This is a genomic window from Actinomadura geliboluensis, from assembly GCF_005889745.1.
GTDB classification, from domain to species: domain Bacteria; phylum Actinomycetota; class Actinomycetes; order Streptosporangiales; family Streptosporangiaceae; genus Spirillospora; species Spirillospora geliboluensis.
On sequence record NZ_VCKZ01000096.1, the window covers coordinates 1 to 23,515 of the forward strand.

General features: G+C 73.2%; 23 protein-coding genes. 8 read left to right on the plus strand and 15 right to left on the minus strand.

Features of this window, described 5'->3' with window-relative positions; genetic code table 11:
* The 4 genes from ETD96_RS15360 to ETD96_RS15375 all read right to left on the minus strand — a co-directional run.
* Positions 1 to 474 (minus strand): branched-chain amino acid ABC transporter permease (locus tag ETD96_RS15360; protein ID WP_138637023.1); only part of this gene is annotated, 474 nt, incomplete at its 3' end.
* Between the two features lie 12 nt (positions 475 to 486).
* Complete coding sequence (locus tag ETD96_RS15365; protein WP_138637024.1) at positions 487 to 1,728, minus strand: ABC transporter substrate-binding protein; 1,242 nt, start codon at positions 1,726 to 1,728, stop codon at positions 487 to 489.
* Positions 1,729 to 1,781: 53 nt separating this feature from the next.
* Positions 1,782 to 2,483 (minus strand): ABC transporter ATP-binding protein, encoded by a 702-nt coding sequence (locus ETD96_RS15370; protein WP_138637025.1) that lies wholly within the window; start codon positions 2,481 to 2,483, stop codon positions 1,782 to 1,784.
* Positions 2,470 to 3,243, minus strand: a complete 774-nt coding sequence (locus ETD96_RS15375; protein WP_138637026.1) for an ABC transporter ATP-binding protein — start codon at positions 3,241 to 3,243, stop codon at positions 2,470 to 2,472. The genes ETD96_RS15370 and ETD96_RS15375 overlap by 14 nt, the downstream gene beginning before the upstream one ends.
* Positions 3,244 to 3,517: 274 nt before the next feature.
* Here ETD96_RS15375 and ETD96_RS15380 point away from each other — a divergent pair, with 274 nt between their 5' ends.
* Entirely contained in the window at positions 3,518 to 4,906 is a 1,389-nt protein-coding gene (locus ETD96_RS15380; protein ID WP_138637027.1) for a tannase/feruloyl esterase family alpha/beta hydrolase, read from the plus strand.
* Here ETD96_RS15380 and ETD96_RS15385 read toward each other — a convergent pair.
* Positions 4,899 to 5,807: a LysR family transcriptional regulator gene (locus ETD96_RS15385; protein ID WP_138637028.1), complete on the minus strand. Its 909-nt coding sequence runs from the start codon at positions 5,805 to 5,807 to the stop codon at positions 4,899 to 4,901. The genes ETD96_RS15380 and ETD96_RS15385 overlap by 8 nt on opposite strands.
* Before the next feature lie 133 nt (positions 5,808 to 5,940).
* Between ETD96_RS15385 and ETD96_RS15390 the strand changes: the two genes are divergently transcribed.
* Entirely contained in the window at positions 5,941 to 7,128 is a 1,188-nt protein-coding gene (locus tag ETD96_RS15390; RefSeq protein WP_138637029.1) for a CaiB/BaiF CoA transferase family protein, read from the plus strand.
* Complete coding sequence (locus tag ETD96_RS15395; protein WP_138637030.1) at positions 7,129 to 8,397, plus strand: SLC13 family permease; 1,269 nt, start codon at positions 7,129 to 7,131, stop codon at positions 8,395 to 8,397. It abuts the gene before it with no gap.
* Between the two features lie 24 nt (positions 8,398 to 8,421).
* Here the strand turns inward: ETD96_RS15395 and ETD96_RS15400 are convergent, their stop codons facing one another.
* Entirely contained in the window at positions 8,422 to 9,606 is a 1,185-nt protein-coding gene (locus ETD96_RS15400) for a cytochrome P450 family protein (protein ID WP_138637031.1), read from the minus strand.
* The gene (locus ETD96_RS15405; protein WP_138637032.1) at positions 9,606 to 10,415 is read right to left on the minus strand and encodes an SAM-dependent methyltransferase; all 810 of its coding nucleotides are present in this window, start codon (positions 10,413 to 10,415) and stop codon (positions 9,606 to 9,608) included. Before ETD96_RS15405 ends, ETD96_RS15400 begins: the two co-directional genes overlap by 1 nt.
* A 169-nt stretch (positions 10,416 to 10,584) precedes the next feature.
* Here ETD96_RS15405 and ETD96_RS15410 point away from each other — a divergent pair, with 169 nt between their 5' ends.
* Both ETD96_RS15410 and ETD96_RS15415 read left to right on the plus strand, forming a co-directional pair.
* Entirely contained in the window at positions 10,585 to 11,025 is a 441-nt protein-coding gene (locus ETD96_RS15410; RefSeq protein ID WP_138637033.1) for an SRPBCC family protein, read from the plus strand.
* A complete protein-coding gene (locus ETD96_RS15415; RefSeq protein WP_138637034.1) occupies positions 11,022 to 11,567 on the plus strand; it encodes an NUDIX hydrolase in 546 nt (181 codons plus the stop codon). Before ETD96_RS15410 ends, ETD96_RS15415 begins: the two co-directional genes overlap by 4 nt.
* A gap of 24 nt (positions 11,568 to 11,591) precedes the next feature.
* On the opposite strand, the gene ETD96_RS15420 is transcribed toward ETD96_RS15415, so the two are convergent.
* The 8 genes from ETD96_RS15420 to ETD96_RS15455 form a co-directional block, all read right to left on the minus strand.
* Positions 11,592 to 13,073, minus strand: a complete 1,482-nt coding sequence (locus ETD96_RS15420; protein WP_138637035.1) for a hydrogenase large subunit — start codon at positions 13,071 to 13,073, stop codon at positions 11,592 to 11,594.
* Entirely contained in the window at positions 13,073 to 14,530 is a 1,458-nt protein-coding gene (locus tag ETD96_RS15425; protein ID WP_138637036.1) for a proton-conducting transporter transmembrane domain-containing protein, read from the minus strand. Before ETD96_RS15425 ends, ETD96_RS15420 begins: the two co-directional genes overlap by 1 nt.
* A complete protein-coding gene (locus ETD96_RS15430) occupies positions 14,530 to 15,189 on the minus strand; it encodes a hypothetical protein (RefSeq protein WP_138637037.1) in 660 nt (219 codons plus the stop codon). Before ETD96_RS15430 ends, ETD96_RS15425 begins: the two co-directional genes overlap by 1 nt.
* A complete protein-coding gene (locus ETD96_RS15435) occupies positions 15,186 to 16,130 on the minus strand; it encodes a respiratory chain complex I subunit 1 family protein (protein ID WP_240807684.1) in 945 nt (314 codons plus the stop codon). The genes ETD96_RS15430 and ETD96_RS15435 overlap by 4 nt, the downstream gene beginning before the upstream one ends.
* Positions 16,127 to 18,142: a proton-conducting transporter transmembrane domain-containing protein gene (locus ETD96_RS15440; RefSeq protein WP_138637038.1), complete on the minus strand. Its 2,016-nt coding sequence runs from the start codon at positions 18,140 to 18,142 to the stop codon at positions 16,127 to 16,129. Before ETD96_RS15440 ends, ETD96_RS15435 begins: the two co-directional genes overlap by 4 nt.
* Positions 18,139 to 18,624, minus strand: a complete 486-nt coding sequence (locus tag ETD96_RS15445; protein ID WP_240807686.1) for an NADH-quinone oxidoreductase subunit B family protein — start codon at positions 18,622 to 18,624, stop codon at positions 18,139 to 18,141. The genes ETD96_RS15440 and ETD96_RS15445 overlap by 4 nt, the downstream gene beginning before the upstream one ends.
* A 104-nt stretch (positions 18,625 to 18,728) precedes the next feature.
* Positions 18,729 to 19,085 carry an ArsR/SmtB family transcription factor gene (locus ETD96_RS15450; protein ID WP_138637040.1) on the minus strand — a complete coding sequence of 119 codons (357 nt, stop codon included), beginning with the start codon at positions 19,083 to 19,085 and terminating at the stop codon, positions 18,729 to 18,731.
* 201 nt (positions 19,086 to 19,286) lie between these two features.
* Positions 19,287 to 20,015: a hypothetical protein gene (locus ETD96_RS15455; protein WP_138637041.1), complete on the minus strand. Its 729-nt coding sequence runs from the start codon at positions 20,013 to 20,015 to the stop codon at positions 19,287 to 19,289.
* Between the two features lie 143 nt (positions 20,016 to 20,158).
* Between ETD96_RS15455 and ETD96_RS15460 the strand changes: the two genes are divergently transcribed.
* From ETD96_RS15460 to ETD96_RS15470, 3 genes are all read left to right on the plus strand, one after another.
* Positions 20,159 to 20,443, plus strand: coding sequence for a zinc ribbon domain-containing protein (locus ETD96_RS15460; RefSeq protein WP_138637042.1), 285 nt, complete (start codon positions 20,159 to 20,161; stop codon positions 20,441 to 20,443).
* 40 nt (positions 20,444 to 20,483) lie between these two features.
* On the plus strand, positions 20,484 to 21,731 hold the full coding sequence (gene fmdA, locus ETD96_RS15465) for a formamidase (RefSeq protein WP_138637043.1): 1,248 nt from the start codon (positions 20,484 to 20,486) through the stop codon (positions 21,729 to 21,731).
* Positions 21,732 to 21,975: 244 nt separating this feature from the next.
* Positions 21,976 to 23,508 (plus strand): cellulose binding domain-containing protein, encoded by a 1,533-nt coding sequence (locus ETD96_RS15470; RefSeq protein ID WP_240807688.1) that lies wholly within the window; start codon positions 21,976 to 21,978, stop codon positions 23,506 to 23,508.
* Positions 23,509 to 23,515: the final 7 nt, after the last annotated feature.

The window sequence follows — 23,515 nt, forward strand, 5'->3', positions numbered from 1 at the left end:
GGTCAGCACCACCCACACTCCACCGCACACCAGCACGGACACCGCCAGCACGAACACCTGATAGGCCGGGTAACTGAACAATCCCAAGTTCACCGTGCCGCCGAGTTGGGACGGCCTGGGGTACGGCTGGGAGTTGACCCCGTACTGCCGTTTCACCAGGTCCTGCAAGATGAGCGCCAGACCGAAGGTGAACAGGAAGTTGTAGAGCGGATCCAGCGGGGTCAGCCGCCGGATGAACGCCCGTTCCAGGACGATCCCCGCCGCGCCCAGCGCCAGCGGCACCAGCACGAGCGCCAGCCAGAAGTTCAGGCCGAGCGAGTCGAGCGCGATGAACGCCCCGAACGCGCCCAGCATGTAGAACGCGCCATGGGCGAGGTTGACGACGCCGAGCATTCCGAAGATGACGGCGAGGCCGAGGGCGAGCAGGGCGTAGAACGCCCCGCCCACCAGCCCGTTGAACGCCTGTTGCAGCACGTCGGCCCCGCCTCAGAGTTCGCAGGCCGGGTCCGGCTGCGGCTGGAACGCCTCCGCCGCCGGGACCGTCTTGAGGACCTTCTCGTAGTCCCACGGCTCCTTGACCTCGCTCGCCGGCTTCACCTCCGACAGGTACGCGTCGTGCAGCAGCAGGTGGTCGGCGGCGCGGATGGTGGCGTTGCGGGCGAACATGTCGTCGATCTCGGCGCCCTCCAGCTGCGCGACCACCTCGTCCGGCTTGTCGGTACCGGCGCGCTGCACCGCCTCCAGGTACTGCAGGGCGGCCGAGTAGTTGGCGCCCATGTTGGACGTGGGCCGCTTACCGGTCTTGGCCTGGAACCTGTCGGCCCAGGCGCGGGACCTCTCGTCGAGGTTCCAGTACCACATGTCGGTGTGCTGGACCCCGGCCAGCGCGTCCGGGCCGAGCGAGTGGATGTCGCTGAGGGACAGCAGCCCGACCGCGAGGCGGACGCCCTTGTCGCGCAGCTTGTACTCGTTGTACTGCTTCACCAGGTTGACCAGGTCACCGCCCGCGTGCATGGATCCGAGCACCTGCGGCTTGGGGTCGAGGTTCGGCGCCTTCAGCAGGAACGTGGAGAAGTTGTCGTTCGGGAACGGCGTCGGGTCGCTCTTGACCACCGTCCCGCCGGCGCCCTTGATGGCCGTGCCGAACGTCTTCTGCATGTCCTGCCCGAACGCATAGTCGGGGTAGACCATGTACCAGTTCTTGAGGCCGTCCTTGGTGACCTCCGAGCCCGTCCCGTTCGCGAGCATGTAGCTGTTGTAGCCGTAGTGGAAGGTGTACTTGTTGCACTGCTTTCCCTCCAGCTCCGTGCTGGCGGCGCCGACGTCGATGAACACCTTCTTCTTGTTCTTCGCGATGGTGGCGACGGCGAAGGCCGCGGACGAGGTCGGGACGTCCACGATGAGGTCGGCCTTCTTGCGGTCGTAGAGCTCCTGCGCCTTGGAGTTGGCGATCTCCGGCTTGTTCTGGTGGTCGGCGGCCTCGACCTCGATCGTCCCGGCCACCGCCTTGCCGCCGTACTTCGCCCGGTAGTCGGCGACGGCCATCCTGACCGCCTCGACGGTGGCGCGGCCGGAGGTGTCGGCGTAGATGCCCGACGCGTCGTTCAGGACGGCCAGCACCACCTTCCCGTCGCTGATCTTCCCTCCGCTCCCGCCCGGTCCGCCCGCGCACCCCGCCAGCAGCAGCCCGGTCGCGGCCAGGCCGCGGCTCCAGCCCATGATCCTCATTCAGGCGTCTCCTCTGTTCCCAACGGTTCGGCGAGTCGGCCTCGGGGGCACGGTCAGATCCCGAGGTAGTCGAGCAGTTCGTGCTCGCGCTCGCGGACCTGGCCGCTGTCGAGCGACTCGACGATCCGGCCCTCGGCGAGCAGGTGGTGGCGGTCGGCGACGGTGGCGGCGAAGTGCACGTTCTGCTCGATCAGCAGGACCGTCACCCCGGCGGCCTTGACCTCGCGCAGGATGGCGCCGATCTGCTGGACGATCAGCGGCGACAGGCCCTCGGTGGGCTCGTCGCACAGCAGCAGCCGCGCGCCCGTCCGCAGCACCCGCGCCAGCGCGAGCATCTGCTGCTCGCCGCCCGACAGCTTCGTCCCGGGGAACCGCCGCCGCTCCTTCAACCGCGGGAAGGTCTCGTACACCTGCTCCAGCGGCCAGGCTCCCTTGCCCATGCGCGGCGGCAACGTGAGGTTCTCCTCCACCGAGAGGGTGGCGAAGATGCCGCGGTCGTCCGGGACGTAACCAAGGCCGAGGCGCGCGCGCTTATGGGGGCTCAGGCCGCGCATGTCCTCACCGCTCAGCGTGATCGTGCCCGTGGTTCTGCCTTGGGAGCCGTGTAGTCCCATCAGGCAGCGCAGCAGTGTGGTCTTGCCGGCGCCATTACGGCCGACGAGCGTCACGATCTCGCCCTTGTCGACGTGCAGCGAAACGTCGCGCAGGGCCTGAGCCTCGCCGTACCAGGCCGACAGTCCGTCAACGCGCAGCATGGGAGTCTCCGAGGTAGGCAGTGACCACGCGCGGGTCGTGGCGGATCTCGGCATACGGCCCTTCGACCAAGACCTGACCGTGCTGAAGCACCGTCACCCGGTCGGCCAGGCTCGCGACCACGCTCATGTTGTGCTCGACCAGAACCACCGTCCGCCCCGCCCGGACCTTGCGGACGAGGGCGATGGTGCGTTCCACGTCCTCCACACCCATGCCTGCGGTCGGCTCGTCCAGCAGCAGCACCTTGGGGTCGAGAGCCAAAGCGAGCGCCAGTTCCAGGGCGCGCTTGCTGCCGTACGACAGCGCGCCCGCCGCGACGTCCGCCTGCTCCTCCAGCCCGACCTGGGCGAGGAGTTCCCCTGCGCGCCCGGCGAAGCGGTCGAGCGCCCGGTCGGAGCGCCAGAACCGCCAGCCGAGCCCGGTGCCGGCGGCCAGCGCCAGCTCCATGTGCCGGCGCGGGGTCAGCTCGGCGAACAGGCTGGTGATCTGGAACGAGCGCGCCACGCCCAACCGCGTGATCGCCTCCGGACTCCGCCCCGCAAGCTCATGCCGCCCCAACCGGACGCTGCCCGCGGTCGGCTTCAAGAACCCGGTCAGCAGGTTGAACAACGTCGTCTTGCCGGCACCGTTCGGCCCCACCAGCGCGTGCACGGACCCCTCCCCCACATCCAGGTCCACACCGTCCACGGCCCGGAAACCGCGGAACTCCCGGACCAGACCCCGCGCCTTCAACACCGGGGCCTGCGAGACGGGATCGCCCATGCGCCCTCCTCACGCGTCAAGGCGTGACCCGCGCCACATCCGGGCCGCCGTGACCGTGAACGCTAGGCGGCGGCCGGGCCGGCGAACCAGGTGATCGAGCACATATTCGGGCGCTCCGCTATGAGGCCGCGCACATCGGCAGGCCCGAGGCGCCACAGGACGCGGGCAAAGAGTGTGCCCGGGAACGTGGCCCGCCGACCGCCGGTCGCTCAGCATGGCTTCTCGCACGGGGCCGACCGGCGAGCCCCGTCCCGTCGTCCCCCGGAGGCCGCACATGCCCGTCGTCCGCAGAACCTCCGTCGTCTCGGCCCTGCTGGGGCCGCTGTTGACCGTTCCCCTGGTCGCGATGGCCGCCCCGTCCGCGCAGGCCGCCGCCCGCTGCGCCGGCATGGACCGAGTCCGCGTCCCCGGTGCGGAACGGCAGGTCGCCGCCTGCCTGGACGACCTGACCACCGCGGGCACGGTCGCCTCCGGCCACACCGTCCCCGCCCAGTGGACGGGGCTGCACGCGGCCGCCACGAAGAACCCGAGCGGCGTGCCGGGAGTCCAGATCGACGGCTACTTCCGGGACGACTCCTCGTTCAACACCACCCACGGCTGGAACCACGACTCCCAGTTCGTGATCCGGCTCCCGGAGCGGTGGAACGGCGGGCTGGTGGTCTCCGGGGCGCCGGGGACGCGGCTCCAGTACGCCAACGACTTCACCATCTCCGACTGGGTGCTGGCGAAGGGGTACGCGTTCGCCTCCACCGACAAGGGCAACAACGGCGCGACGTTCTTCAAAGACGGCCGCCGCCCCGGCGACGCCATCGCCGAGTGGTACCGCCGGATGACGCAGCTCACCGTCGCGGCCAAGACGACGGTGGCCCGCCACTACGGCAAGCCGCTGCGCAGGACGTACGCGGCCGGCATCTCCAACGGCGGCCAGCTCGTGCGCAAGGCCCTGGAGGACCACCCCGAGCTGTACGACGGCGGCCTCGACTCCGAGGGCACGTACTGGCCCCGGGACGGCGGCGACAACGCGCTGGTCTACCTGCCGGTGGCGCTGCGCAACTACCCCAAGTACGCGGCGACCGGCGACCCGGCGGCGCATGCCGCGATGCTCGAGGCGGGCTTCGCGCCGGGCTCGGAGTTCCTCTGGGACTTCAACTACAGCGTCCTCTGGGACAACACGCAGCGCATCTACCGCGAGGAGGTCGACCCGGCCTACGACGGCGACCTGGAGGCGGGCGTCCCCTACTGCGAGAGCGGCACGCCGAACTGCGACACCGACTACCGCTACTACGCGCGTCCCAGGAGCGTCCACAGGACGGTGGAGCGGCTCGGGATGACGGGCCGCATCGGCAAGCCGCTGATCACGGTGCAGGGGACCCTGGACACGCTCCTCCCGATCAAGGTCCACGGCGACGCCTACGACCGCGAGGTCCGGGAGCGGGGCAGGGGCGCGCTGCACCGCTACTACCGGATCGAGGGCGCCTCCCACCTCGACCTCGAATACGACATGTTCCCGGACCGGATGCGCCCGCTGCTGCCCTGCATGCGCACGGCGTTCGACGCCCTCGAACGCTGGACCGCCCCCCGCGGCGGCCAGGCGCCCCCGCCGAGCACGACCGTCCCCCGGCAGGAGTCCGGGAACGTGGTCGACACCTGCGCGATCAGCTGACCCCGCGCGCCGCCGGCTCCCGTCCGGCGAGCCCGTCCGCCTCCGCGCGGATGAGCCGCCGGACGACGAGCGCGGACGGCGAGGGCCGCCCGTCCCGCCGCTGGGTCAGGCACAGCCGGACGGGCGGCGCGTCGCGCAGCGGCAGCCAGACCAGGCCGGCGATGTCGGCCGAGGTGGGGAAGCGGGCGAGGACGCCGAGCCCGGCCCCCCGCGCCACCATCACCTTGACGGTGCGCGCCGACATGGCCTGGACGACGACGTCGGGCTCGGGAACGTGCCGGTGCAGCGTCTCCCACATCACCGTGCCCGCCCGCATGGTGACGACCGGCCAGGTCCCGAGGTCGCGCCAGTGGACCTGCCCGCGCCCGGCGAGCGGATGGTCGGTGCGGACGAAGATCCCGAGCGGGGCGGAGACGAGCGGCGTCCTGCTCAGCCCCGGCGCCGCCGGGCTCTCCGGCATGGTGACGACCCCGAAGTCCAGCTCGCCGTCGAGCACGGCGTCCTCGACGGCGCCCGAGGCGCCCTCGCGGACGCCGAACCGCAGCCCCGGATGCCGCTCCCGCAGCCGCCCCACCACCGGGGCGATGATCGTCTCCGCGGCCACCGAGACGGCCCCGATCTGGACCCGGCCCCGGTAGGCGCCGCTCGCCTCCATCGCCGACGCGCGCACCGCGTCCTCGGCGGCGACGAGCCGGCCGAGCGGCTCGATCAGCGCCTGGCCGGCCGGTGTCGGCCGCACGCCGTGCCGGCCGCGGGTGAGCAGGACGACGTCGAGCTCCTCCTCCAGCAGCCCGATCTGCTGCCCGATCGCGGGCTGGCTGACACCGCAGCGGGCGGCGGCCGCGCGCAGCGACCCGGTCTCGACGGCGGCCAGGAAGTACCGCGCCCGTTCGACACGCATCGGCCGACTATAGAAGCAGAACCTTTCACCCGTGAACGGAGAACGCGTCTTCCCCGGCAGGTCACCGCCGGTGCATGGTGCGTAGGTCGGTTCTCCGGCCTGCCCGAACGTCCTCCAGTGAAAGGAATCCCCGGTGCCTGACGGTCCGCTGAGCGGAGTGCGCGTCCTGGACGTGTCGACGATCCTGGCCGGCCCCCTGGCGTCCTCGCTGCTCGGCGAGTTCGGCGCCGAGGTGATCAAGATCGAGCATCCCGCCGAGGGCGACCCGGCGCGCCGCTACCCGCCGCTGGAGGACGGCGAGTCGGCCGCCTGGGCGATGCTGGCCCGCGCCAAGCGGAGCGTCACGATCGACCTGCACCGCCCCGAGGCGGCGGACCTCGTCGGGCGGCTGGCCGCCGCCGCCGACATCGTGGTGACCAACTTCCGCCCGGCGGCGCTGCGCCGCTTCCGCATCGACTTCGACGACCTGCGGGCGTACCGGCCCGACCTCGTGATGGTGCACGTGAGCGCGTTCGGCCGCACCGGCCCCTACGCCGACCGGCCCGGCTTCGCCCGCGTCGCGGAGGCGTTCGCGGGCCTCACCCACCGGACCGGCGACCCGGACCGGCCGCCGGTCTTCGCCGGCTACCCCGTGGCCGACGGCGTCACCGGCATCTACGCCGCGTTCGCGGCCCTGCTCGCCCTGCGGCAGCGCGACCGCACCGGCGAGGCGCAGCTCGCCGACATCCCCCTCTACGAACCGCTGCTGCGGATGATGGAGGACTTCATCGTCGAGTACGGCGCCACCGGCGAGAACCGGGGGCGGCAGGGCAACCGGAACCCGCACATCAGCCCGAACAGCCTCTACCGGACCCGCGACGGCCGCTGGCTGGCGCTGCCCGCCTCCACCGAGCAGATGTGGCGTCGGCTCGTCGCGGTCATGGACGCCCCCGACCTCGCCGTCCACGACTCCATGACCGCCCGGCTGGAGCACCGCGAGGAGATCGAGGCGCGGGTCGCCGCGTTCGTCGCCGCCCGCGACCTCGACCCGCTGATGGCGCTGCTGCGGGACGCCGGGGTCGCGGCGGGCCCGGTGAACTCGGCGGCCGACATCTGCGCCGACCCGCACATCCGCGCCCGCGGGTCGGTGGTGGAGGTCCTGGACGAGCGCACCGGCCGCCGCCGCCTCATGCAGGCGCCGGCCGGCCGCTTCTCCGGCTTCGGCGCCGTCATCGGCGGCGCCGCGCCGGCCCTCGGCGAGCACACGGCCGAAGTACTGCGCGACCTCGCCGGGCTCGGGGACCCGGAGATCGCCGACCTGCGCCACCGAGGAGTGGTCTGAATGGCGACCCTGTCCATCATCGTGCTGGTCGCCCTGTTCGCGGCGACCCTTCTCCCCGCGTTCGACCTCGGGCTCGGCGCGCTCGCCGCCGCGTTCCTGCTCGGCCTCGCCGCCGACGTCGCCACCGACGAGGTGACGGGCTTCTTCCCCGCCGACTTCTTCGTGCTGATCGTCGGGGTGACCGCCCTGTTCGCCGTCGCCCACCTCAACGGCACCCTGGACTGGCTGCTCGACCTGCTGCTGCGCCTCGTCCGCGGGCGGCTCGTGCTCATCGTGCTGGTCCCGTTCGTCATCGGCGCCGTGCTCACCGCGGTCGGCACCCTGCCCGCCGCCGCGACCGCGATCGTGTCCCCGATCGCGCTGGGCTTCGCCGCCCGGTACCGGATCTCGCCGCTGATCGCCGCCGTCCTCGGCATCACCGGCATCATCGGCGGACTGCTGTCGCCGCTCGCCGTCTACGGCGTCACGGCGCGGGAGCTGAGCGAGAAGCAGGGCATCGCGCTGCCCGGCTCGGCACCGCTGACGTTCCTGCTCGGCGGCCTGGTCACCGGGCTGGTCGTCTGCGCGGCCCTGCTGGTCGTCGGCACCCGCACGGGCGCCGTGCCGCCCGGCCGGATCACCGCCCCGCCTCCGGCCCTCGCCTCGGACGGGCCCGCCGCGCCGGCACCGGCGGATGTGCGCGGGGGAACCGGGGCCCGCGCCCTCACGGTCCTCTGCCTGCTCGCGGTCGTCGCGCTCTCGGTCGGCTTCGACATGAACGTGGGCTACCTCGGCCTGACCGCGGCGCTGGTGCTGCAACTGGCGCTCCGGCTGCCGTCCGGCGAGATCGTGTCGCGGATCCCGTGGAACGTCGTCCTGCTGATCGGCGGCCTGCTGACCTACGTCGGCCTGATGCAGCACCTCGGCGCGTTCAAGCAGATCAGCGACCTGCTCAGGGTGGACGGGTCGCCGCTGCTCAGCCTGCTGGTGCTGTGCTACATCGCCGGGGTGACCTCGTTCGCCGCCAGCTCGATCGCGGTGTTCATCACGACGATGCCGCTGCTGCCCCCGCTGGTGGCCGACGGCGTGTCCCCGGTCGGCGGCGTGCTCGCCCTCGCGCTGGCCTCGGTGCTGGTCGACATCAACCCGCTCGGCATCACCGGCGGCCTGATCCTCGGCGCCGCCGAACCCTCGGCACGGCCCCGCCTGTTCCGCCAGCTCCTGGTCTACGGGCTCGTCTCGATCCCGGTCGCGCCGCTCCTCACCTGGCTCGCCTTCGGCTGGTGGTGACGGTTTCCGTCACACGCGGGCCCGTCAGACGCGGACGGGAAGGGCGACCAGCCCGCGGACGATGGAGCCGGTGCGGTGGTGGCGCAGGTCGGCGGGCGGGACGGCGAGGGCCAGGCCGGGGAAGCGGTCGAGCAGGCCGCCGATCGCGATCTGCCCCTCCAGCCGGGCCAGCGGCGCGCCGAGGCAGAAGTGGAGCCCGTGGCCGAAGGCGACGTGCCGCTTCGGGGCGCGCGTCACGTCCAGCCGGTCGGGGTCGTCGAACACGGCGGGGTCGCGGTCGGCCGCGCCGAGGGAGACGTGCGCCCAGGCGCCCTTCGGGACGAACGTGCCCGCGATCTCCATGTCCTCCAGGGCGATGCGCTGGCTGGCCCGCTCCACCGGGCCGTCGTAGCGCAGCAGCTCCTCGACGGCCGCCGGCATCAGCTCGGGCTTGGCCCGGAGCAGCGCCATCTGGTCGGGCTCCCGGAGCAGCGCGAGCACGCCGTTGCCGATGAGGTTGACCGTGGTCTCGTGCCCGGCGATGAGCAGCAGCGCGATGCCGGACAGCAACTCGGGCTCGGTCAGCGCAGCGTCCCCATCGCGGGCGGTGATGAGCGCGCTGACCAGGTCGTCCTCTGGACGGGCCCGCCGCTCGGCGATGACCTCGGTCAGGTAGCCGTTGAACGCGCGGGCGACCTCGCGGCGGTGGGCGCGGGCCTCGGAGGTCAGCGCCGGGACGGTCAGCACGGCCGTCCACTCGCGGAACCGGGTCTGGTCGGCCGCGGGCACGCCGAGCAGCTCGCAGATGACCCGCACCGGCAGCGGGACGGCGAGGTCCTCGATCAGGTCCGCCGCGCCGCGCGCCGCGATGCCGTCCAGCAGCCCGTCGGTGATCTCCTGGACGCGGGGCCGCAGCCGCTCCACCCGCCGGGACGTGAACGCCTTGGCCATCAGCCCGCGCAGCCGGGTGTGGTCGGGCGGGTCCATGGCGAGCATGGTGCCGCCGAAGAACTGCTCGCCGTTCACCGGCACGGCGCTGTGAGAGACGTCCTTGGACAGGCGCGGATCGGCCAGGGCCGCGCGGCCGTGCTCGTGGTCGACCACCAGGAACGCGGTGGCCCCCTCGGGGAAGTCGATCGGATGGACCGGCCCGGAGGCCCGCAGCTCCGCGTAGGCGGCGTACGGGTCCTCGCTGAACGCCCGGCTGAACAGGAATCCGAGCGGCAGCATCACACCACCCGTCCCACGGCGGCGAGGAAGCCCGGCCGGGACATGTCGGAGCGGAACGGCTCGGCGTCCGCCCGCCAGTCGGCGACCTGGACCAGGCCGGGCCCGACCAGCTCGGTGCCCGCGAAGAACGCCGTCACCTCGGCGGCCCCGCGCGGGATGATGTCGCCGGCGCCGGTCCGGCCGTAGGCGGAGCGCACCTGGTCCTCGACGTCCTGCGTGACCTCGCCCCGGTGGCCGTGCGAGATGGCCAGGTAGCTGCCCGGCGCCAGCGGGGCGCGCAACCGCGCCACGATCTCGGCGGGGCGCTCCTCGTCCGGGATGAAGTGCAGGATGGCCAGCAATAACAGCCCGACCGGCTGCGTGAAGTCGATCCGCACCTTGACCTCGGGGTGGCCCAGGATCGTCTCCGGCTCGCGCAGGTCGGCCTGCACGACGGTGGTCAGCGGGTTGTCGGCCAGCAGCGCCCGCGCGTGCGCGAGGACGATGGGGTCGTTGTCGACGTAGATGACGCGGGAGCCGGGAGCGGCGCGCTGCGCGACCTCGTGCACGTTCTCCTGCGTCGGCAGCCCGGAGCCGATGTCGAGGAACTGCCGGACGCCGCGCGCGGCCATCATCGTGACGGCCCGCGACAGCAGCGCGCGGTTGGCGCGGGTGAACTCCAGGACGTTCGGCATGGCCGCGACCACCTGGTCGGCGGCGGCGCGGTCGGCGGCGAAGTTGTCCTTGCCGCCGAGGTAGTAGTCGTACATGCGGGCGACGCTGGGGGTCTCGGGATCGATCACCCACTCCGGATGATGCTCACCGCTCATGACGGACCTCCCCTGGCGGGTAGCGATCGCATGATTGTAGGGGCCCGATCCGCCCGATTTTCGATCTTCGGTAACTCCATGGGCTGCTCCAGGAAAAATGCCTGGTAAAGGCGCCGACACGTCCGGGGGCGCGGCGCCGGGGGTCCGGCGCGGTGGGAGGATGGGCCGCATGGGAAAAGTCGTGGTCACCGCGGAGACGACCTTGCAGGCGAGCCCGGCGCGGGTGCTCGACGCGCTCGGCGACTACACGGGCGTGCGGTCCCGGATGCTGACCGAGCACTTCAGCGAGTACGAGGTGCGGGAGGGCGGCCAGGGCGCGGGCACGGTCGTGCACTGGAAGCTCGCGGCCACCAGCAAGCGGGTGCGCGACTGCCTGTTCACCGTCAGCACCCCTGATGAGAACCAGCTGGTCGAGCGGGACGCCAACTCGTCCATGGTCACCACCTGGACTGTCTCTCCGGCGGGCGGCGGCGCGCGCGTCCAGGTCACGACGACCTGGGACGGCGCGGGCGGCATCGGCGGGTTCTTCGAGCGCACCTTCGCCCCCAAGGGGCTGCGGAGCATCTACGACGCGCAGCTGGCCAAGCTGAGCGCCGAAGTCGCCACATGACGAGTGCGCCGCCCGGCGGCCGCACCGCCGGCGACCCGGCGCCCGGCGAGAACTACCGGCGGCGCACCGCGCGGGTGCTGCTCGTGGACGACGCCGACCGCGTCCTGCTGTTCCGCTGGCCGCTGACCGGCGGCGACCCCGCCTCGGGGTACTGCTGGATCACTCCGGGCGGCGGCATCGAGCCGGGCGAGACCCTGCGCGCCGCGGCGGCCCGCGAGCTCCGCGAGGAGACCGGCCTGGCCGTCTCCCCCGACGACCTCGGCCCGCAGGTCGCCGTGACCTCCGGCCACGCCGACCTCGGCTGGGCCAAGGGCCTGTTCCGGGACGACTTCTTCCTGTACCGCACGGCCGCCTACGACATCGACACCACGGGGTTCACCCCGATCGAACGCGAGCACGTCGGCGCCCACCGCTGGTGGACGCTCGGCGAGCTGGCCGGCGCGCGCGACCCGGTCTACCCGTTCGGGCTCGCCGAGCTGCTCACCGACCTGCTCTCCGGCGTCGTCCCGGCCGAGCCCGTCCGCCTCCCCTGGCACCACTGAGCCCGCCGCGCGCGGTCGGCGCCGTCAGAGGTCGTTGCCGGCGTAGGACAGGTTGAAGCTCTTGTTGACCAGCGGGAAGTCGGGGACGATCGTGCCGCTGAGCGCCACCGGCAGGGCCGGCCAGTTGAGGAACGACGGGTCCACGATCTTCACGCGGGCCAGCGTCCCGTCCGGGGCGAGTTCGACGCGGTGGACGATGGCGCCCCGCCAGCCCTCCACGATCCCGACGCCGGACGCGCGCCGGGGGCGGCCGGTCGGCGGCCAGGCGGAGACCAGGCCGGGGTTCATCGCGTAGGCGAGGTCGCGGACGATCTCGATCGACGCGGCGATCTCGCGCACCCGGATCTGGAACCGGGCCAGCACGTCGCCGGTCCCTGCGGTGGGGACGGTCAGCGCCGGGCGCAGGTCGGTGAAGGGGTGGTCGCGGCGGGCGTCGGCGTCCACGCCGCTCGCGCGGGCGACCGGGCCGAGGGCGCCGAGGTCGCGCGCGGCGGCGGCGGACAGCGGCGCGGTGCCGGTGAAGCGGTCGGCGACGACGGTGTGCCCGAGGGCGAGGCCGGCGAGTTCGGCGACGTCGGCGCCGATGGCCTGGAGCGCGGCGGGGTCGGGCACGGCGCGCAGGACGGCGCCGCCGAGCAGCACCCCGCCGCGCAGCAGCCGGTGGCCGGTCACGTCGGCGTTGAGCCTGAGCAGCTGCTCGCGGACGCGTCCGAACTGGGCGTTCAGGATCGAGTGGCCGACGTCGTTGCAGAGCGCGCCGAGGTCGGTCACGTGGTTGTAGAGGCGTTCGAGTTCGAGCAGGAGGGCCCGCCTGCGCTGCGCGCCGGGCGACACGACGCAGCCGGCGGCGTCCTCGACGGCGAGGCAGAAGGCGAGGGCGTGCCCGACGGTGGTGTCGCCGCTGACGCGTTCGGCCAGTTGCAGCGCGTCGCCCGGCGGGCGCCCCTGGAACAGCTCCTCCAGCCCCTTGTGGACGAACCAGAGCCGCGCCTTCAGCTTGAGGATGCTCTCGCCGACGACGGAGAACCGGAAGTGCCCCGGCTCGATCATCCCGGCGTGCACCGGCCCGACCGGGATCTCGTACACGCCGGGCCCGTCGACCCGGACGAACGGGTAGGGGCCCGCGGGGTCGCCGAACGGGGGCGGCGGCCCGGCGTCGGCGCGCATCGGGTACCAGCCGCGCGGCCAGTGGTGGTGCCGGACGAGCCGGCGCGGCAGCGGATGGCCGGTCGGGACGATCCCGTACAGGTCGTGCATCTCCCGTTCGAACCGTCCGGCGGGGAAGCTGAGCCCGGCGAGGCTCGGCACGGCCGGGTCGTCCCGGTCGAGGCGGACGTGCAGTTCGGTGCGCCGGTCCGGGCCGGGCGCGGTGAACAGGTAGACGGCGCGGAGGCCGTCCGGGTCCTCGTGGGCGGCGGCCAGGGCGAGGCGGTGCCCGTCGCTCAGCAGCGCGGCGGCGCGCTCGGGCAGCCGGGCGGGGTCGATGTCGTCGGCGGTCGTGGTCATCAGTGCGCTCCGAGGACGGCGGCGGCGTCGAGGAGGAGCCCGTGCATGGGGCCGAGGCCGATCCCGACCGCAGCGCAGACGGGCAGGCCGAGCAGCAGGGCGGCGGCCGCGCCGAGCGGCGGGCGGGACGGCGGCGTCGCGGCGCCGGGCCCGGTGCGCGGGCCGCCGAGCAGCATCCGGGCCGTCCCGGCGGCGATGGCGGCGGTGGCGGCGAGCAGCAGCGCGAGCGCGGCGGCGACGGCCCAGCCGAGCCCGGCGGCGAACCCGGCGCGGAAGACGGCGAGTTCGCTGGCGAACAGGCTGAACGGCGGGAAGCCGAGCAGCGCGAGCACGGCGGCGCCGAACGCGGCGGCGGCCAGCGGGGCGCGGGCGGCGACGCCGCGCGCGGCGCCGATCCGGCTGGTCCCGGCGGCCTGCTGGAGGTGCCCGGCGGCGAGGAACGCGACCGTCTTGGCGAGCCCGTGCCCGAGGACGTGCAGCAGGACGGCGGCCATGGCGAGCCGGGTCCCGATCGCGGCGCCGAGCGCGATCAGGCCCATGTGCTCGATGCTGGAGTAGGCGAGCATCCGCTTGAAGTCGCGCTGCCCGAGCAGCAGGGCGGCGGCGAGCGCGAGCGACGCCAGCGCGACGGTCAGCAGCAGCGTCCGGACGAACCCGGCGCCGAGCGCCGCGTCGGCGATCACCTTGACCCGCAGCACGGCGTAGAAGGCGACCGACAGCAGGGCGCCGGACATGAGCGCGGACACCGGCGCCGGCGCCTGGCCGTGCGCGTCCGGAAGCCAGGCGTGCAGCGGCGCGAGCCCGGCCTTGGCGCCGAACCCGAGGACGAGCAGCGCGACGGCGATGCGCGTGACGTCGGGGTCGAGGCGCCCGGCGTGGGCGGCGAGATCCGCCCAGCCGAGCGAGCCGGCGGCCGGTACGTGCGCCTGCTGCGCCGCGAAGTGCAGCAGCACGACGCCGAGGAAGGCCAGCGCGATCCCGGCCGAGCAGATCACGACGTACTTCCAGGCGGCCTCGGTCGCGTTGCGGGTGCGGCGGTGCCCGACGAGGAACGCGGTCACGACCGTGGTCGCCTCGATCGCGACCCACAGCATGCCGAGGCTCGCGGCCAGCACGGCGAGGGCCATCGCGGCGACGAACGCCTGCGTGAGGACGCCGTACCGGCGCGCGTCGCGCGGGGACGTCCCCTCGGCGGTCAGGTAGGCGGGGCTCGCGAGCATCGCGGGCAGCGCCACGGTGCCGATCACGATGAGCATGAACGCGCTGAGCGCGTCGGCGCGCAGCAGGCCGCCGGGCCCGGTCTGCGGGTCGGTCGCGGCCAGCGCGATACCGCAGGCGAGCACCGTCGCGGCGGCGGCGGCACCCAGCCAGGACGTCCCGCGCCGCCACCCGAGGGCGGCCTGGCACGCGGCGGCCAGCAGCGGCGCCCCGATGGGGGCGATCAGCAGCAGGGTCATCAGTCGCGCAGCTCCCGCAGGTCGTCCAGGTCGGTGTCGCCGAAGGCGGCCCGCATCCGCGCGGTCAGCACCTGGAGCACCAGCACCGCCAGCAGGACGTCGAGCGAGACGCCGAGCTCCACGACGAGCGGCACCCCCGAGGCGGTGAGGAACGCGACCGCGGTGATGCCGTTGTCCATGAGCAGGAACCCGACGATCTGGGACACGGCGCGGCGCCGCGTCACCAGCACGAAGAGCCCGATCAGCACGACGGTCAGCGCGACCGGCACGGCATGGGTCGCGGGCGTCGGGTCCAGCCGCACGATGGGGCGGGTGACGGCGTAGCAGAGCAGGCCGAGCAGCGCCGCGACGGTGAGCGAGGCCGCCACGTTGACCAGCGGCTGCGTCTCGCGGCTCGTCCCGCCCCCGGCCAGGGCGCGGCGCAGCAGCCACGGGAGCAGCAGCGTGCGCAGCGCCCCGATGCCCGCGGCCAGCGCGACCACGCCGGCGTCGCCCTCGTGGACGCCGAGGACGGCGATGAGCAGTGCGAGCGCCGCGCCCTGCAGCGCGAACAGCCGCACGATCGCGGCGAGGTCGCGGCGCCACAGCACCAGCACCCCGGCGAGCAGGAAGGCGCCGCAGGACGCGTTGAGGAGCTGCACGTAGGTCGTGTGGTTCACGGCGCCACCAGGAAGAAGGACGAGGCGACGGCGAACAGGGCCAGCACGAACGAGCCGGCGAGCAGCTCCGGCACCCGGAACATGCGGAGCTTCGCCATGAAGACCTCGGCGGCGGCGAGCACGGCGCCCCCCGCCGCGACCTTGGCGGCGATGGCGGCGACGCCGACCGGCAGCAGCGCGAGGGAGTCCCCGGCGACGCCCCACGGGACGAAGAGGTTCGACAGCAGGCCGAGCAGCACGGTCAGCCGCATCGCCGACGCCCACTCGACGAGCGCGAGGTCGGGCCCCGCGTACTCCAGCACCATCGCCTCGTGGATCATCGTCAGTTCGAGGTGGGTGGACGGGTTGTCCACCGGCATCCGCCCCGCCTCGGCGATGACGACGACCACGAGCGCGACGAGGGCGAGCAGGCTCGCGGGGAACACGGCGCGCTGCGGGTCGTCGAGCGTCGCGGTGACGATCGCGCCGAGGTTGGTGGAGCCGGCGCGCACCGACAGCGCGAACGTCGACAGCAGGATGGTGGGCTCCACGAGCGCCAGCACGACCATCTCGCGGCTGGCGCCCATGCCGCCGAACGCGGTGCCGGTGTCGAGGGCGGCGAGCGCGAGCGCGACCGTGCCGAGCGCGAGCAGCGCGGTCACGGCGAACAGGTCGGCGGCCCCGTCCAGCGGGGACCGGGTCGTGACGAGCGGGACCACGGCCGCGACGACGAGCGTCGACCCGGCGAGGACGAGCGGCGCCATGCGGAACAGGGGGCCGGTGCCGTGCGGGGTGATCGGCTCCTTGCGGAGGAGTTTGCGCAGGTCGCGCCACGGCTGCAGGACGCCCGCCCCGGCGCGTCCCTCCGCCCGCGCGCGGACCTGCCGCATCAGCCCGACCAGCAGCGGCGCGCCGGCCGCCACGAGGACGACCTGGAGCACCGCCCCGAGGATCCCGCTCACCGGACCACCGCCAGGGCGATCAGCAGGCCGGTGACGGCGTAGAAGCCGTACCCGACGTAGCGGTGCACGCTGCCGTTGGCGAGGCCGCGCGCCGCCTCCCCGGTCCGCGCCGCCGCCGCGAGGACGGGACGGTACAGCCGGTGCTCGACCCGGTCGCCGATCCGCGTCCGGTAGGTCACGCTGTCCACGAGGTAGGCCGACTCCTTCAGCGGGGTGACGTCGAGGTCGGTCTCGGGGGCGAGCACGTCGTCGAAGACGCGCTGCAGCGGCTCGGCGAACGACGTCGCGGTGTACTCCATCCGCGCGGTCATGGGCCCGGCGCCGCAGTCCCACAGCCGGGCCGGGCGGCGGGCCGCCCGGCGCGTCGCGGCGGCGCGCAGCAGCGCGAGCAGCCCGACGGCGGCGACCAGCAGGAACACGGCGATGAGCAGCGGCGACATGGTGCCGGACAGCCCGGCGAGGCGGAGCGTCACCGGGCCCGACACGGCGTCCGGCCCCGGCACGGCGACGGCCACCGGCCGCGCGATCGCGGGCAGGACGAGCCCCGGCGACAGCGCCAGCACGACGCAGGCGCCGGCGGCCGCGGCCATCCCGGCGAGCATCGGCGCGGGCGCCTCGCGGGCCCGCTCGGCCGCCGCGCCGCGGGCCCGCGCGAGGAACCCGACCCCGAACGCCTTCACGAACGTGGCGATCGCGAGCCCCGCCGACAGCGCCACCGCCGCCACGGCCAGCGGCATCGTGACCGCGATGACCGTCCCACCGGTCGGCAGGGCGTGGACGAGGCTCTGCAGCAGCAGCCACTCGCTGACGAACCCGTTGCCGAGCGGGAGCGCGGAGGCCATCAGCGCGCCGACGCCGAAGAGCGCCGTGGTCGCGGGCATCCGGGTCCGGAGGCCGCCGAGGGCGTCCAGGTCGCGGGTGCCGGTGGCGTGCAGGACCGATCCCGCCGCGAGGAACAGCAGCGTCTTGAACCCGGCGTGGTTGACGATGTGGAGCAGCGCGGCGGTCAGCGCGAGGGCGGACAGCGTGCGCGCGCCCGACGCCGCGAACAGCCCGGACGCTCCTACGCCCACCAGGACCAGGCCCATGTTCTCGCAGGTCGAGTAGGCCAGGAGCCGTTTGAGGTCGGCGGCCACGGCCGCCTGGAGGATGCCGTACAGGGCCGAGAGACCGCCCGCCGCGAGGACGATCAGCCACCACCAGGCCGGACCGCCGCCCAGCAGGTCGAACCCGACCCGCACGATCCCGTACACGCCGAGGTTGACCATGGCGGCGCTCATCAGCGCCGACACGTGGCTCGGCGCCTCCGGATGGGCGCGCGGCAGCCACACGTGCAGCGGGGCGATCCCGGCCTTGGACGCGAAACCGAGCAGGACCGCGAGGAACACGGCGGCGCGTCCCGCCGGCGGGAGCCCGTCCGCCGCCGCGCGGAGCCGCTCGAACGACTCGCCGTGCGCGGCCGCCGCGAACCCGGCGAGCCCGGCGAGGATCACCACGAGCCCGAGATGCGTCATGACCGCGTACCAGAGCCCCGCCGCGCGGACCTCGTCCCGGCTCCGGTGCTCGGCCACGACCAGCAGCAGCGACGCCAGCGCCATCAGCTCCCACGCCAGCAGGAACGTGCTCACGCTCGCCGCCGCCGGGACGAGCGCCATCGCCGCCGCGAACACCGGGAGCATCGCCTGCGGGACGCGTCCGCCCAGGTCGCCGTGCCGGGTGTAGCCGATGCCGTAGACGGCCGCGCACACGGCCACCGCCCCCGTGACGGCGAGGAAGAGGCCGCCCAGCGGGTCCAGCGCCAGCCGCACGCCCGCGAGCGGCAGCAGGCCGGGCAGCCGGGCGCTCCACTCCCCGCCGAGCATCGCCGCGGCGCCCGCGGCGGCGGCGGCCGCTCCCCCGGCCGCCGTGAGCGTCCCGGCCGCCGCCCGCCGGGCCCCGCGCGGCAGGACGAGCCCCGCCACCGCCGCGGCGAGGTTCAGGGCGAGGGCCGCCGCGAACGCGGTGGACGTCATCGGCCGGTCAGCCCGCGCAGCGCCGCGACGATCGCCTCCGGCGCGGGCGGGCAGCCCGGCACCTCGACGTCCACCGGGACCACGTCGCCGACGGCGCCCGCGACCCCGTACGCCCCGGCGAACACGCCGCAGTTGCGCGCGCAGTCGCCCAGCGCGACGACGACCTTCGGCTCGGGGACGGCCTCGTACGTGCGGCGGAGGGCCGCCTCCATGTTCCGCGTGACCGGGCCCGTCACCAGGAGCGCGTCGGCGTGCCGGGGCGAGGCGACCAGCCGCGCGCCGTAGCGCTCGGCGTCGTGCACCGGGCCGAACGCCGAGGCGATCTCCACCTCGCAGCCGTTGCAGGACCCCGCGTCCACGTGCCGGACCTGGACGGACCCGGCGAGGTCGCGGGCGCGCTCGGGAAGCGCGGGCGCGGGCGCCGGGGGTGCGTCCTCGGCGGCGCGCCCGGTCGTGCGGATCTTGCGGAACAGGTCTCTCACACCGCTCCCCGGCCTCGATAGTGACATGCGCAATTGCTGATTTTAGCAACTCATAAGCATGCGAAAGCCGTCGATCGGGCGGCCCCGCCCGTCAGCCGTGCCCGTCAGCCGTGCCCGCGCGTCCGCCCGCCGGGGCCGGAGGCGCGCATCTCGTCCAGCAGCTCCGCCTGCCCGGACAGCACCCCGGTCAGGATCTCCCGCGCCACCGCGAGCAGCTCCGCCACCCGCGGGCTGGTCAGCGAGTAGATGACCGTCGCCCCCTCCTTGCGGGAGACGACGAGGCCGGCCCGGCGCAGGACCGCGAGCTGCTGCGACAGGTGCGCCGGCTCGATGCCCACCTCCGGCAGCATCTCGGCCACCGCGTGGTCGCGCTCGCTCAGCAGCTCCAGCACCCGGATCCGCGCCGGGTGCCCCAGCGTCTTGAAGAACTCCGCCTTCAACTGGTACAGCGGAGCGCTCACCGCGCCCACCCGCGGACCATCCGTGGCACCATCTCCTGGCTCTCCCCGCCGGAGTAGCAACATGACAAATTGCCAAGGTTAGCAACCCGCGTCCGCCGGGTTCCGGCGGCGGCCCGGGGCCGCCGCCGGTCGGGTGTCAGCGGACGGTGTCAGCGGACGGTGTCAGCGGACGGTGTCTGCGGACGGTGTCTGCGGACGGTGTCAGCGGACGTCGATGTAGTCGTCCCGCGACTTCTGCCGGTCGAAGTTGCTCGTCCCGGGGAAGTAGGCGCGCCAGATGCCGTCCCGCTTGGCCGTGAAGCCCTTGCGGAAGCGCCCGTCCTTGGCGGTCTTGGTGGACCCCATGTACGACCAGGACGACGTGCCCTTGGCCATGAAGTAGACCCGGATCGTCTTGCCCGGGTACGCGGTGTACCCGAGCCCCAGGTTGGCGACGCGGCGGAGGCGGCCCGAAACGGTGAGCGTGCCGCCCTTGCGGACCGGCTCGGGCGCGGCGTTGTAGCTCTGGATGACCGTGTCGAACTTCTCGTACCAGTACTTCTCGCGGCTGCCGAGGGCCTTGCCGCTCCGGTTGTAGGCGACGAGCCGGACCCGCCATTTGCCCAGGTCGTCGATGGTGGACGGGCAGCCCACGCCCCAGCCGACCTGCTGGCCCGGCAGGACGCGCTTGTAGACGGGCCACGTCGTGCCGTCGGGTTCGATCATGTACGCCTTGGAGTAGGCGACGCCGGACCCCTCGACACCCCAGGCCCAGACGTCCATGGCGCAGGACTTGTCGTACTCGCCCTTCCCCACGGAGACGGTCTTGGGCACCTCGATGCGGAACTGCAGCGCGGCGGCGCCGGCCGGGGCGGCGACGCCTCCGACGAGCAGCCCGCCGCCGACCGCCAGCGCGGCAACCCCGGCGGTAAATCTGGAATACCTCGACATATCACCCCTTGTCATAGACCAGAACGATCATGTCAGTGAACGGCGGCGACTTCCACCGGAATACCGCTCTTCCCGCCGCTCCGCGACCCGTTTATCCGCCGTTCTCCGCGGAATGGTCCGCCGTGGAGGCATTGGAGGCTGCCGTGGCCATCTACCGGTACCGGTGCGCGGGGTGCGGACCGTTCGACGTCTCCCGGCCGATCGGGACGGCCGGGCCGGCGGAGCCCTGCGCGTCCTGCGGCGGCGAGGCGCCCCGCGTCTTCACTCCGCCGCTGGTCACCCGCACGTCCCGCCCGCTCGCGCGCGCCTACGACGCCCAGGAGGCCAGCGCGCACGAGCCGCGAGTGGTCAGCCGCCCGCCGGCCGCGCCGCCGCGCGCGCCCGCACCGCCCGCCGACCCCAGGCACGCACAACTCCCCCGCCCTTGACCGGAAACAGAGAAACGCAGGGAAAGCACCGGAGGAAAAGATGCCCGAGGTCGTGTTCAGCGTCGACCAGTCGAAATCCATGCGCGACCAGAGGGTGCCCGGACACAACCGGTGGCATCCCGACATCCCGGCGGCGGCCACCGTCCGCCCGGGGTCGGAGATCCGCATCGAATCGCGGGAATGGATGGACGGGCAGGTCGGCGACAACGACTCGGCCAACGACATCCGGGACCTGAACCTGAACGTCAACCACATGCTGAGCGGCCCCATCGCGGTCGAGGGCGCCGAGCCGGGCGACCTCCTCATCGTCGACATCCTCGATATCGGCCCCGTCCCGCAGGAGAAGGGCGGCGTCGCCGGGCAGGGCTGGGGCTACACCGGCATCTTCGCCCGCGATAACGGCGGCGGTTTCCTCACCGACCACTTCCCCGACGCCTACAAGGCCATCTGGGACTTCCACGGACAGCAGGCCACCTCGCGCCACATCCCCGGCGTCCGCTTCACCGGCATCACCCACCCCGGCCTGTTCGGGACGGCGCCGTCCGCCGACATGCTGCGCCGCTGGAACGCCCGCGAGCAGGCCCTCATCGACACCGACCCCGACCGGGTGCCGCCGCTCGCCCTGCCTCCGGAGCCCCGGGAGGTCCTCGCGGGCCACCTCGGCGGCGCCGACCTGGAACGCATCGGACGCGAGGGCGCCCGGACCGTCCCGCCGCGCGAGAACGGCGGCAACCAGGACATCAAGAACTTCAGCCGCGGCTCGCGCGTGTTCTTCCCGGTCTTCGTCCCCGGTGGCATGCTGTCCGGCGGCGACCTGCACTTCAGCCAGGGCGACGGAGAGATCACCTTCTGCGGCGCCATCGAGATGGGCGGCTTCATCGACCTGCACGTCGACCTCATCAAGGGCGGCATGGAGAAGTACGGCGTCACCACCAACCCGATCTTCATGCCGGGCAACGTCGAGCCGCGCTACGACGAGTTCATCTCCTTCATCGGCATCTCCGTCGACCACGAGACGGACACGAACCATTTCACCGACGCCACGCTCGCCTACCGGAACGCCTGCCTGAACGCCATCGAGTACCTGAAGAAGTTCGGCTACACCGGCGAGCAGGCGTACCTCATCCTCGGGGCCGCGCCGATCGAGGGGCGGCTCAGCGGCGTCGTCGACATCCCGAACGCCTGCTGCTCGCTCTACCTGCCCACGGCCCTCTTCGACTTCGACGTCCGCCCCACCGCGGCCGGCCCGCGACGCGTGGACCGCGGCCAGTGCGCCGTCACGTCCTAGACCGCGCGAACCCGCCCGGCGACTTTTTCCGGCCGCCGCCGCACTGGTCCGGCCCGCGAGCGGGACTGGTCCCGGCGGCCCCCCGGCGGCCGCCGGAAGGGGGGTTGCCAGCGCGCGTCCGGCCGGTTACCGTTCAGGCGATTTATAGGAAAGTTTCCTATCAGAAGAAGGGAGCGCGCACGCGGCACGACCCGCTCGGGGTTCGGGGGATTCCCGCTCATCCGTCTCCTTCCCGGGAGTGACCTTGCGAAGAAAACTTCTCCCCGGTTTCCTGTTCACCGCCCTCGGCGCCCTCGTCCTCGCCCTGCTCTCCCCCGTCCCGGCGAACGCCGCCGCGACGGTGACCGCGACGTTCGCCAAGGCGTCCGACTGGGGCTCGGGCTACGAGGGCAAGTACACGATCAAGAACGACACCGGCTCGGCGATCTCGTCCTGGAAGGTCGAGTTCGACCTCCCGTCCGGCTCCTCCGTCGGGACCTACTGGGACGCGCTGCTCACCAAGTCCGGGCAGCACGCCGCGTTCACCAACCGCGAGTACAACGGCGCCGTCGCCGCCGGCTCCTCCGTCTCGTTCGGCTTCATCGTCAGCGGCACCGGGACGCCCCAGGGCTGCAAGCTCAACGGCGGCTCCTGCGACGGCGGCTCGACCGAGCCGGGCACGCCGTCCGCACCCGGCGCCCCGACCGTCACCGGCAAGACCGACACGTCGCTGACGCTGTCGTGGTCGGCCTCGTCCGGCCAGACCAGCGGCTACCGCGTCTACGAGGGCACGTCCGTCAAGGCGACCGTCACCGGCACGAGCACCACCATCAGCGGCCTGGCCAAGTGCTCCAGCCACACCTACACGGTCAAGGCGTACAACGGCGTCGGCGAGTCCGCGGCGAGCGCGCCCGTCTCCGCCACCACCACCGGCTGCACGGTCCCGCCCGTCTCCCGGCACGCCGCGCCGTACCTGTACCTCGGCTGGGGCAACCCGCCGGACCCGACCACGGTGATGAACGCGTCCGGGATCAAGTGGTTCACGATGGCGTTCATCCTGTCCGGCGGCGGCTGCACCCCGGCGTGGGACAGCAACCGGCCGCTCAAGGGCGGCGTGGACGAGCAGGCGATCAGCAAGATCCGCGCGGCCGGCGGTGACGTGATGCCGTCCATCGGCGGCTGGTCGGGCAACAAGCTCGGCCCGAACTGCTCCACGCCGCAGGCCCTCGCGGGCGCCTACCAGCAGGTCATCGACGCCTACGGCCTCAAGGCCATCGACGTCGACATCGAGAACAGCGACGAGTTCGAGAGCGCGGCCGTCCAGGACCGCATCCTCAACGCGCTGAAGATCATCGAGCAGAACAACCCCGGGATCCAGACGATCCTGACGATGCCGACGCTCAACACCGGACCGAACTACTGGGGCAAGCGCCTCATCGACCGGGCGGCCGAGCTCCAGGTCCCCGTCGACATCTTCTCGATCATGCCGTTCAACTTCGGCGGCGGCGCCGACATGTACGGCAACACCGTCCAGGCGTCCGAGGGCCTGAAGTCCGCGCTGACCTCCGCCTTCGGCTGGTCGGACGCCGACGCCTACGCCCACATGGGCATCTCCGGCATGAACGGCAGCTCCGACCAGGGAGAGATCACCACGACCGCGATCTGGACCCAGATCCGCGACTGGGCCAAGTCGCACGGCCTGGCCCGGTTCACCTTCTGGTCGGTCAACCGCGACCGCCCCGGCAGCGGCACCGACCAGACCGACTGGCAGTTCACCAAGATCAGCGCCGGTTTCTGACCCACCC